7 protein-coding genes are annotated in these 11613 nt (G+C 41.0%); all 7 read right to left on the bottom strand.

From position 1 onward, the window contains the following. Positions 1-213 precede the first annotated feature (213 nt). The 7 genes from ACE198_RS10590 to ACE198_RS10560 all read right to left on the bottom strand — a co-directional run bounded on the left by ACE198_RS10590 (position 214) and on the right by ACE198_RS10560 (position 11597). Positions 214-1464, bottom strand: coding sequence for an exo-beta-N-acetylmuramidase NamZ family protein (locus ACE198_RS10590; protein ID WP_375375530.1), 1251 nt, complete (start codon positions 1462-1464; stop codon positions 214-216). 98 nt (positions 1465-1562) lie between these two features. Next, positions 1563-3635, bottom strand: a complete 2073-nt coding sequence (gene nagZ, locus ACE198_RS10585; RefSeq protein WP_375375529.1) for a beta-N-acetylhexosaminidase — start codon at positions 3633-3635, stop codon at positions 1563-1565. A 27-nt stretch (positions 3636-3662) separates the two neighbouring features. After that, on the bottom strand, positions 3663-5348 hold the full coding sequence (locus ACE198_RS10580) for a serine hydrolase domain-containing protein (RefSeq protein WP_375375528.1): 1686 nt from the start codon (positions 5346-5348) through the stop codon (positions 3663-3665). A 427-nt stretch (positions 5349-5775) separates the two neighbouring features. After that, on the bottom strand, positions 5776-7659 hold the full coding sequence (locus ACE198_RS10575; RefSeq protein ID WP_375375616.1) for a sigma-54-dependent Fis family transcriptional regulator: 1884 nt from the start codon (positions 7657-7659) through the stop codon (positions 5776-5778). 233 nt (positions 7660-7892) lie between these two features. Next, positions 7893-8951 carry a 2,3-butanediol dehydrogenase gene (locus ACE198_RS10570; RefSeq protein WP_375375527.1) on the bottom strand — a complete coding sequence of 353 codons (1059 nt, stop codon included), beginning with the start codon at positions 8949-8951 and terminating at the stop codon, positions 7893-7895. Positions 8952-8968: 17 nt separating this feature from the next. Next, positions 8969-10348 (bottom strand): dihydrolipoyl dehydrogenase, encoded by a 1380-nt coding sequence (gene lpdA / locus ACE198_RS10565; protein WP_375375526.1) that lies wholly within the window; start codon positions 10346-10348, stop codon positions 8969-8971. A gap of 16 nt (positions 10349-10364) precedes the next feature. Next, entirely contained in the window at positions 10365-11597 is a 1233-nt protein-coding gene (locus ACE198_RS10560) for a dihydrolipoamide acetyltransferase family protein (RefSeq protein WP_375375525.1), read from the bottom strand. Between the last annotated feature and the right edge of the window lie 16 nt (positions 11598-11613).

Raw genomic sequence — 11613 nt, 5'->3', positions numbered from 1 at the left:
CCGTGAACTTCTCTTGTAATTAATGTACTTGCGATATAATTTAGGTTCTTGTCAGTAATTCCCCCACTAGGCAGAATAATAAAATGGTTTCGTCAATCACTGGAAGATCGTAATAGTTTTTTTACTAGTTTAGTCCATAATATAATTTGATTTTTTCTTAAAGGATAAATCGTATTAAAAAGAGGCCTCCTAAAAAGAAGGCCCTCACTCCTATTAATATAATAAATACTTCTCACGAACCCCGTTAAATTCATCTAAACCCGCCTGCCATGCAGCTTTTATTTCTTCAATAGATTTGCCAGCTTCAATATCAGCACGGATCGAACCATTACCGACAAGGTTATCAAAGAAGGAGATTCCTGCTGCATTCGGTGCTCTAAATTGGAAATCGTTTGGATACATATCATGGATTGTTTTTACGATATACAATCCTGTTTCAAACGGCTTATAGGCATTTCGGTCTGTGACATGAATTTGAATTCCATGGCTTAAAACATTCGCATGCTTCGAGAAGGTCGGTATAAATGAAGCCGCTCGGAATGTGACACCAGGTAATTTGTAAGAGTTTAACTTGGCAGCCAAATTGTCGCTATTAATGAACGGTGCTCCAATCAATTCAAATGGCTTTGTTGTTCCTCTTCCCTCGGAAACATTGGTTCCTTCAATGAGGGCAGCCCCTGGGTAGACAACCGCAGTTTCCTGGGTTGGCATGTTTGGCGATGGAAGGATCCATTCTAATGGTGTCTCATCGTAATATATGTTTCGTTTCCAACCCTCCATTTCCACTACCGTTAAATCGGCTCCAATACCAAATTCGCTATTGAAAAGCTTGGCTAATTCCCCGACTGTCATCCCGTGGCGAACAGGAATCGGATATTCACCGATGAACGAAGAGTACTTATCCTCGAGCACAGGTCCTTCGACTTTTGTCCCGCTGATTGGATTCGGACGGTCAAGAACGATAATTGGAATATTGTTCTCTTTTGCTGCTTCCATCGCTAGTGACATGGTGTAAATATAGGTGTAATAACGTGTCCCCACATCTTGGATATCAAATAACAATACATCGACATTGCTTAGCATTTCAGGTGTTGGCTTTTTTGTCTTCCCATAAAGGCTGTAAACAGGAAGTCCTGTTTTTTCATCCGTATATTGTTCAACATATTGACCAGCTTGTGCACTTCCACGGACACCATGCTCAGGACCATAAAGAGCAGTTAAATTTACATTGTTGTTATTGTATAGTAAATCTACGATACTAGTAACGCTTTGATCAACCGCCGTCGGATTGGTTATTAAGCCGACGCGCTTATCCTTTATCAAATCAATCTTATCCTGCAACAAAACCTCTACGCCCAAACGGAATTTTTCATTCTTCTTCTCTTTTGCGTTCTTTGCAACAGCTGCTGAAACGGTCGAAAGTAGTAGAACGAGAGCCAATAAACCTATAAGCCCCTTTTTCAAAAGTACCCCTCCTCTTTTGATCTATCAAAGTTTAAGGAATATAGCCCTACCCCTATTTGAAGCAGTCACAACTAAATTCCCCTCTATCTCTCCCCTACTTAGTATCCTAACCCGTGATCAAATCCATATAAAACACTGCCATCATGGTTGTAAATCGTAACTGGCAGCTTTCCTGTCGGATTATTTTTACCAAAAATTGTACTTGCTGTTGCTTCAAAGCTCGTTGGTCTAAAGCCAAATTGAACAAGATAGGCATCTACATTCGTATAGGACATAACGTCATATGGATTTCTAGCCCCAACAGCAATGACAGGTACACCAGTCTCGATGAGTTGTCTTATCATCACCATTTGACTAGCGTCGTTGGCTCTGCCTCCAACACTTGAGGTGTAGGTTCCAGCAATGATGTATTTTGCATCCTTCACTTGTGCTAATTGTGTAGCATCAAGTGATTCTGAAGCATTGATATAAATTGCGCCAGGATGGTATTTTTGGACCTCAGCTGCAAGGAGATTCATAGAGAAAGTCGCCCCACCAACCACAACAATCCTATCTTCAGGAGAAACATTAAGTGGAAGTATATCATTATTTTTTACAAGCGTAATTGATTTTTCTGCTGCTTCTTTTTCAACTGCTTTATGTTCAGGTGAACCTACTACTTGAATAGCCTTCGCAACCTTTTCATCAAGACTCCTTTCCATTTCCGCCTTAACAATGCTTCTATTTAATTTCAGGGTTAATATCCGCTCTACTGACTGCTCAAGTCTATCTTCTGAGATATCGCCAGCGTTGACTGAATCATAAAGTCCATTTGCCACTGTTTGGATTCCCACTGGCATTAATAGGACATCTGCACCTGCTTTTACAGCACGGATAGCTGCATCAACGGATCCAAAATGATCGGCAATCGCACCCATATTCATCGCATCAGTTACGATAACACCTTTAAAGCCCATTTCTTCGCGCATTAGACCCGTTAATATCTTGTGGGAAAGAGTACCTGGTACAGAGACTTCTGTTCCGTCCTTTTTTGAAATTGCTTTTGTATCATCAATTTTTGGGAACGTTACGTGTGCTGACATAATCGCATCAATACCAGCATCCATTGCCTGCTGGAAAGGATATAATTCTACTTTCTTCAATCGATCAAGATCATGTGGTACCGATGGAAGTCCTACATGTGAATCAACCGCAGTATCTCCATGACCTGGAAAATGCTTAGCAGTGGCCGCAGTGCCCGTTTCATGAAGTCCTTTAATATAAGCATTTCCCAACTTTGAAACTAACTCAGGGTCTTCACCAAAAGAACGAACACCGATAACAGGATTATCAGGATTATTGTTTACATCCAACACTGGTCCAAAATTCATGTTAATCCCAAGTGCGTTTAGCTCTTCACCTATTGTCCTGCCGACTTTTTCAGCTAGCTCTTCAGATTTAGTCGCACCCAATGCCATATTGCCTGGCATATCGGTACCAGTTTGCAGACGTGTAACGATTCCACCTTCCTGGTCAATGGAAATCAACAGTCCATACTTTTCCGCTGCTTCTTGATAAGCATCCACCAGTTTGGTCGTCTGTTCAGCTGTCACCGTATTTTCACGGAATAAAATCACACCACCAAGATGATAATCCTTTACAAGCTTTGCAATTTCGTCGTTCATTACCGTGACATTTTTGCCATTCCAATTTCTAAAGTCAGGCATTAGCATTTGTCCGACTTTTTCTTCCATTGTCATGTGATCGATGGCATTGCCGATAAGGTCATAACGTGCGCCTTTTTCTTTTTCAACAAGGATTTTGTCTTGATTTCCCTTGAATTGAATTGAAATTCTGTCGGTATTGCTGCCATCGCTGACAGAGATAAACGTTGTACCATTGTGACCGGATAAAGTTACTTCTCCAGCTTCAGATATAGAGGCAACATTCTTATTTGAAGACTTCCATTTTAAGTTCTCAGAGACCAGCATAAAGTGGCCATCCTCATAAACATGAAGTGCGTTTAAATCAAGTTTGTTATTCTTTACTTCCCTTGTAACCTGTGGAACATTGAGATCAATCACTAAATCCGCGATTCCTGAAGCTGCTGTTGCTCCTGAAAACGGAATCCCTGTCAACACGAGTGCAAATGCTAGAAACGAGGTCATAAATGTCTTTAAAAATTTTCGCATGTTTCTCCTCCTCAAGTTATTCTTTTTTTAATAGTCCCTTAGCTCCCATTCATTTTTTGCAAAAGAAAGAGTAGCTCCTGAATCAAGTTTTGGATTCTGAATATACCAGCCGCGGGAATTTGTAGAACCATCGGTTTGATATAAAAACCGTAATTTCGTCGAATCACTAGGTATATCCAATTCTTTCTTTTCCCAGCCATTGCTTGTGCCTGTTAACTGAGCAAGCTGGTGCCAACTGCCATCTCTATAAATCTCTACGGATCCGATATCCCATACATTCTCAATCATGTGCCATGTGGAGAACGTGAGTGTGGTATCCTTGGATAATTGAAGATCAGTTTCCATTACTCGGTTTAACTTGTCGCCGTACCCTGCAAACCAAGCATCACTCTTACCAGGAATCGAGACAGGAATCGAATCAGCTACATTTCTAGCAAATAAGCGACGGGTTTGATTCATTGACCCCATATTTCTTGACGGATGGACACGGTTGGTCAGTAAGATCGCTACGGTTTTATTGTTCGGGCTTACTACAATCGAAGTTCCTGTATACCCCGTATGGCCAAAAGAGTAGGTACCTTCTGATAAAGCATCCATATACCAGCCCTGGCCTAGCTCCCAGCCAAGGCCATGGTCATTCCCAGGGAATGCGGCGTTCTGATTTTGCAGCAGCAACTGTACCGTTTCCGGCTTCAGGATTCTTTTGCCACCATACATGCCTTCATTAATAAAAATATGGGCAAGCTTAGCGAGATCATTTGCTGTTGAGAACACACCCGCATGTCCGGCAACCCCATCCAATGACCAAGCATTCTCATCATGAACTTCTCCCCAGACGAGACCACGATCTGGTGTTGACTGGTATTCAGTCGCAGCAATGCGATTTTTCAAAGAAGCCGGCGGATTGTACATCGTATCCTTCATCCCTAAAGGTTCTGTGATGTGCTCCCGGACAAATTCATCCTGGCGCTGGCCGGACAGGTGCTCAACTAACATTCCTAACGTGATCATATTTAAATCACTGTATTCGTAAGTCGTACCGGGTGCATTTTTCAAAGTTTGGTTTAATACCAACTTCAGCCTATCTTCTCTTGAATTCCCTTTTGAATATAGAGGAATCCAGGAGACAAAACCGGATGTGTGGGTTAACAACTGTTGAATCGTTACGTTTTTTTTCCCGTTTGCAGCAAATTCTGGAATATGTTTTGCCACCGGATCATCAAGATTGAATAATCCTTTTTCAAAAAGAATCATCACGGCCGTAGCAGTAAAAATCTTGCTAATAGACGCTAAGTCAAAAATCGTGTCGTTTTCCATTGGAATTGGATTTTCCATTTCGGTAAACTTACCATCGGTGTATTGAGCTGAATAGCCATAAGCGTCATGTTTCACAATTTTCCCAGCTCTCGCTACAAATGTGACAGCGCCTGGCATTAATTTTTGTGAAATTGCTTGGTTCATAATTTGATAGATTTGCTGGAGTGGAGCTTCCACCATTCCGGCTCCTTGTGCAGAGCTTGGGTGAAGTACGCTCGAAACAGGGATGACAGTCGAATTCCATGTAAAGACAGGGTGTGGTTGCTTTGATGGGAATGTGAGTTTCCCTTGCTTTTCAATCGTTGGATCACTAGGAAGGTCATTGTTGGCAAATACTGTTGAGGTGCCTAGTAGCATGGTACAAACTGCTGTAATCATAAATTTTTTTCTTTTCATACGTCCTCCTTTATACAATTGAATGAATTGCAGGCGGGTCTCCTTATGTATACCGAGATAATGGTGACGCTTACAATTTATAGTAAAAGCATATAGGTAATGGTGTACAGTAGTCTATACCACATAAGTCCCGTAACAGACGTTTCTACAGGTCAAAAGGATTACGTAATTGGAATTATTTTTTAAAATTTATTATAAAAATATGAAATTTTATTTCAATTGTTTAATAAATTGGGATATACACAAAAAGAACCCCCGATAATCTATTCGGGGGTCTAGATAGTTTTTTTACACGGCCACATAGTACTTTTTATTCTTTCAATACTAGTAGTGAACAGCACTCCACACGTGTGGAGTCTGGGAACAATTAATTAATTTTATTGATTAATACTTGAATATCCATATATTGTTTGAACAAATGTCATCCTTACATTCCAAACTTTTGGAGCCTTTTATAAAAAGTACTCCGTGGTATTTCTAGTAATTTCGCGGCTGCGGTTACATTACCTTTTGTCTTTATTAATGCATCCACCATTAGGTCCTTTTGTATTTTTTCTCGGGCATTTAACTTCTTTTCCGCATCTCCTTTATTTACTTGAGAATTTGACGAAGAACTGGATGGATGTCTTATTATTAAAGAATCAAAGCTATTAACAAAAATATTCTGACTTGACTGTTCATCAAGTGACATAATGTACAGCCGCTCTAAAACGTTTATTAATTCTCTTATGTTTCCGGCCCATTCATAGTCTTTCAATCTATAAGATAGCTCATCCATATTAGGGATGTTCCATCCATTTCTTTTACAGAAATACCTGATAAGGTGTGGGATATCTTCTTTTCTTTTTCTAAGAGAAGGAACTTCAATTGGAAAAACGTTCAAACGATAATAGAGGTCTTCCCGAAAAATTCCGTCTTCTACAAGTTTCATAATATCACGGTGGGTTGCTGTAATAACACGAACATCCAATGGGATTTCCTTCGTACTCCCAATCGGGGAAACTTTCTTTTCCTGAAGTACACGCAATAAGGCTACTTGCATGGAATGCGGAATTTCACCTATCTCATCAAGAAAGATCGTCCCCTTCTGAGCCTGTTCAAATTTCCCTTTATATCCTTGCCTCCTTGCCCCGGTAAAAGCCCCTTCGACATAGCCAAAAAGCTCACTTTCCATAAGTTCTTTCGGAATCGCTCCGCAGTTTAATGAAATAAATGGGCCATCCTTTCGGGGGCTGTTGTCATGAATTGCCCGAGCAATCAGGTCTTTTCCAGAACCGGTTTCACCTGAAATAAACACGGTGGTATCTGTTGGAGCTACAAGCTTAACATTGGCTAACGTATGTTGAAAAACCTCACTCGTTCCACTCTCTCCTTTAAAGATAAAGGGTTTTGAATGACTTTGTACTTGAATTGATACGTTTTTACGATGTGTTAGCACTTCTGAAATAAAGTAGCAGCTTCCGATGATCCTGTTGTTTTCCTTCGAATGAAAAGGCATTTCAGCATCAATTTGGTATCCGTTATGTAATAGTTCGTACAGGTTCATTCCGATTGATTGAGGGAACCTTTCGCGAAGCGGTTTACTCGCGGAAATGATCATTTGTTTTTGATTACATACCAGAAAGAACTGGTTTTGATAGTTCTCTGCCAGATGGCTTGCTTGCTGGAAAAGTGTTATTTCTTCTAAATAGGCCCGCTTGCTGATTTCTTTTTCAATGCCATAAGAAATCGAAGTGACCATTCCAAGCATAAAGGGGTGAGAATAATTAACTGGGCATGAAACATCAATGACGCCCATTAGATTTCCATTATCGTGAAAAATAGGTGTGGCGGAACAGCTCCATTGATGGGAAGCGACGGAATAATGCTCAGCCCCATTTATAGTTACCGCTTCTTTTGTCTGTAACGCTGTCCCTATTGCATTGGTACCGACCTCAGCCTCAGTCCAGCGCACCCCTTCAACAAAATTGATTTTTCTTGCATCCGATAACGTTTGTTCATTTCCGGTTAATGAAAGAACATATCCATCCGGATCGACCAAAAGTGCCATCATTCCAGAATCTTTTATTGCCTGATCCATCTTTTTTATATAAGGGGAGGCTATTTCGATCAGCAGAGAATTGATTTCTTTTTTGACATCCAATTCTTCTTTTGATAATAAATCAAGACCTTTATTTAAATAAGGGTTTACCCTTTCTTTTTTACAACGGTGCCAGGATTCCGATATTCGTTTGTTTAACCGTGCCGGATCCAGAATTCCTTCTTTTACAAATCGCTTCCAAGCATCAAAATAAAAAGTAGTATTCATAATCCCTCCTGTAATCATAGGAAATATTTTCTACAGAAATTTGTGATAGATTACTTGTTGTAAATCTTGCGAAGAAAAAAGAAGTATTAGAAGAAAAAAGTCAAAACGTGGTGGGTAAACGTACAGTTCTTATTATACAAAACTATGAATACGCTTTCAATCAGACGATTGCATTATATAGAAAATTCAAAAAAGCCACGCGCAATAAACGCATAGCTTGATAATTTATAGAATAATTATAACGAAGGATCGACTAGGATCTTAATTTGGTTCTTGTTTTTAGTTAATGCTTCAAACCCTTCAGAAACGATTTGATCAATAGATATTTTTTTAGTCACTAATTCTGCTGCTTGAATTTGCCCATTGGCGATTAGTTGAATAACTTGTGGAAAAATGTTGCGATAAGCTATTATACTAGTCATTTTTCTCTCAGTTAAAATGAAATTATTTACCGGGATACTGGCTGGCTTTTCCCATATGCTGATATTCACCACATTACCTTCAGATTTTGTCGATTCAATCGCGGTATTAATAGTGGCTTCGATTCCAGCTACCTCAAATGCTACATCTACCCCAAGTCCATTTGTATATTCTTTTATTGCTTCGACGGGATTTACTTCGATAGGGTCAATGACGATGTGGGCTCCAGCTTGTTTAGCAATCTCACGGCGTTCAGCTGAAACCTCTACTGCAATAATTTGACTAGCCCCTGCAGCTTTGGCAGCTTGAATAACTAATAAACCAATGGGTCCTGTACCGATCACGGCGATTGAATCGCCAATCTTCATATCACTTTGGCGAACCGCGTGAACGGCAACAGCTGTTGGTTCAACAAGCGCTGCTTGTTCCCATGACATATGGTCTGGGATTTTATGCACCATCTTTGATGGTACAACGCTATATTCTGTAAAACCGCCCAAGCCTCCGGACAGACCAATAAAACCTAATTGTTCACAAACATTATAGTGACCTTTCTGGCAAGAAGAACATTTCCCGCAGCTGTAAATTGGTTCTACACACACCCGGTCCCCTACTTGAATACCTGTTACAGCTTCCCCAACTGCTGTCACTTCCCCGGCATACTCATGCCCCATAACAATTGGAGCTTTATCCTTAGAAATTGGATGGGGTTCTTTTACTGGAATGAAAATAGGGCCAGCCAAATATTCATGTAAATCTGAACCACAAATTCCACAATAAGATACTTTTATTTTCACCTGATCATTTTCAATAGAAGGTTCAGGAATGTCTTGGACTCTTATATCTTTTTGGTTATACCAAAGAGCAGCTTTCATAAACATTTCTCCTTTTCTTAAACATGAACCGCATGTCCAACGGCACTAAGTAATGCCTCATGGATTGCCTCAGAAAGACTTGGATGGGCAGCAATAAATTGTTCCAAACTATCCGTTGTCAACTCAGCATGAAGCATGACGGTACCTTGCCCAATCAGTTCGGTGGCGTGGGGTCCGACAATCGAAACACCAACAATTTCCCCGTACTCTGGTTCAACCAACACCTTTACCTTTCCAGATAGTTCATTAGAAATTAACGCCTTCCCGTTTGCGGAGAATGGAAACTCCCCAACTCTTATGTCACCATATTGGTCGATGGCCAGCTTTTCCGTTATACCTACACTGGCAATCTCAGGTGAGGTATAAATGCAGCGGGGAACAGCACGATAATTTACCTGTGTATCGACTCCGCATGCGTTTAAAGCGGCAACTGTTCCTTCATGGAATGCCACATGGGCCAATTGAATCCCGCCGATAACGTCTCCACAGGCATAGATATTTGGAATGTTTGTTTGCATTTGCTCATTTACTACAATTCCTTGTCTTGAAAAATCAATGCCGATGTTTTCAAGACCCAAGCTATTTACCCTTGGCTTGCGGCCAATCGAAACGAGGACCAAATCTGGCTCAACCTCATGGAGACCTTTATCGTTTTCTATAAACGCCTTCTTCTGATCCTTGTTTAAATCTTTTAGTCTAGTCGAAGAAAAGATAGTGACACCGTCGGCTTCAAGCTCCTTATGTAAGATCGCAGCTACATCTTTATCTTCTCCCGGCAGCAGCTGATCCGCCATCTCCACAATGGTGACTTTTGTTCCCAATCTGCTATAAATACTAGCAAACTCACAGCCGATTACACCTCCGCCGATAATTAGCAACGAGGAAGGAATGGACTGTAGCGACATCGCCTGACCACTATGAATGATCCAATCTCCGTCAAACGGTGCAAATGGCAGCTGGATCGGTTCAGAGCCAGCTGAGATAATTATTTTGTCTGCAGATATCTCTTCTTGGTTCCCATTATGCTCAATCCGTAAAACCTGGCTCGTTTGGAAAGACGCCGATCCCTTGACTACCTTTACTTTATTTTTCCTCATTAAATATTGAATTCCTTGAACAAGCGTCGTAACAATCTTGTTTTTACGACCCTGGACGGTATTCCAATCAATTTCAATGGTGCCGGTGGGCAGACGAATCCCAAACTCACTCGCATGTTGAAGTTTATTGTACACTCCAGCACTTTCTAAGAGGGCTTTTGTAGGCATGCACCCTTCATTTAAACATGTACCTCCAAGTGGTCCCTGGTCTATTATTGTCACTTTATGACCCTGCTGGGCTGCAGTAATTGCAGCCACGTATCCAGCAGGACCACCACCTATAATTGCGATCAGAGTCATAAGTGTTCCCTTCTTTCTATAAAAGCATAGTTATCGGCTCTTCTAAATGCTGCTTGACCGTTTGTAAAAATGCTGCAGCAGGAGCTCCATCAAGTACACGGTGATCAAATGTCAAACTGAGCGGAAGAATGCTTCTTCTTTCTAAATTTTCACCAATATAGGTTGGGGTATCATAAACAGCACCGACACCCAGAATCCCTGTTTCAGGTGGATTTAAGACTGGTGTGAAATGCTCAACACCATAGGCTCCGAGATTACTAATCGTAAACGTGGAACCTTGCATTTCCTCGTGAGTAAGCTGAGTTTGTCTTGCTTTTTGTGCCAGGGTTTTAATTCTTCGAGATAAATCAATAAGTGAACAACTTTCAGCATTGCGGATGACTGGAACCACTAACCCTTTTTCAAGCGCAACTGCCATGCCAAGATGAACGTTCTTGAACAAATGAATTTTATCGTCCATATACGCACTATTCATTTCTCCGTGCTTCTGCAGTGAGAGCACAACGGCAAGAGCAATAAAATCAGTCACCGTTATTTTTTGATCATAATGATTTTGAACAGTTTGGGCTATTTGCTTTTGTAAAGCCATTAAATCCGTCACATCGGCCTTCATGTTAATCGTTAGTTGTGCAGTTTTTTGCAGGCTGTCAAACATTCGTCCAGCAATCACTTTTCGGATTCCACTGAGAGGGATTTGCTGGGTCTCCTCTATTGGGTTCACCGGAGGTTCGACTGTTTCCTTTTTCTCCTCTGCTTGAGGCGAAGCTGAATTTTTTATGGCTGTCTCTACATCTTCCTTTGTTATTCTTCCTCCAGGTCCCGTTCCTTTGATATTTTCAATAGTAAGGTTGGCTGCTTCCGCGATTTTCCTTGCGACTGGGGAAATTTTCACGCGATTCCGAGCCGCTTTTACTGAAGTGATAGACTCTTGTTTTTCATTTACAGATGTGGCATTTTCCACTTCCGTTTTTTGGGCTTCATCGACTGCCAACGCAGCAGCTACTTCTTCACCCGGGATTCCGATATAACAAATCACAGTCCCAGGAGGAACACCTTCTCCTTCGGGAACAGCAATTTTCAATACTGTTCCCTCCGAAGGAGATTCCACATCAATTTCAATTTTTTCTGAACTGACGCTTGCTATCGATTCACCCTTTTCGACAGGATCTCCGACTCCTTTATTCCATATCGATACAGTGCCTTCTTTCATCGCCATTCCCAATTTCGGCATCACAACTTCTACCGCCATGTTGATCTCTCCTTCC

Origin of the sequence: Neobacillus sp. KR4-4, from assembly GCF_042136325.1 — a bacterium.
In the GTDB taxonomy this organism is placed as follows: domain Bacteria; phylum Bacillota; class Bacilli; order Bacillales; family Cytobacillaceae; genus Neobacillus.
The sequence above is the reverse complement of the archived record's forward strand: the minus strand, read 5'-3'. Positions and strand labels throughout refer to the sequence as shown.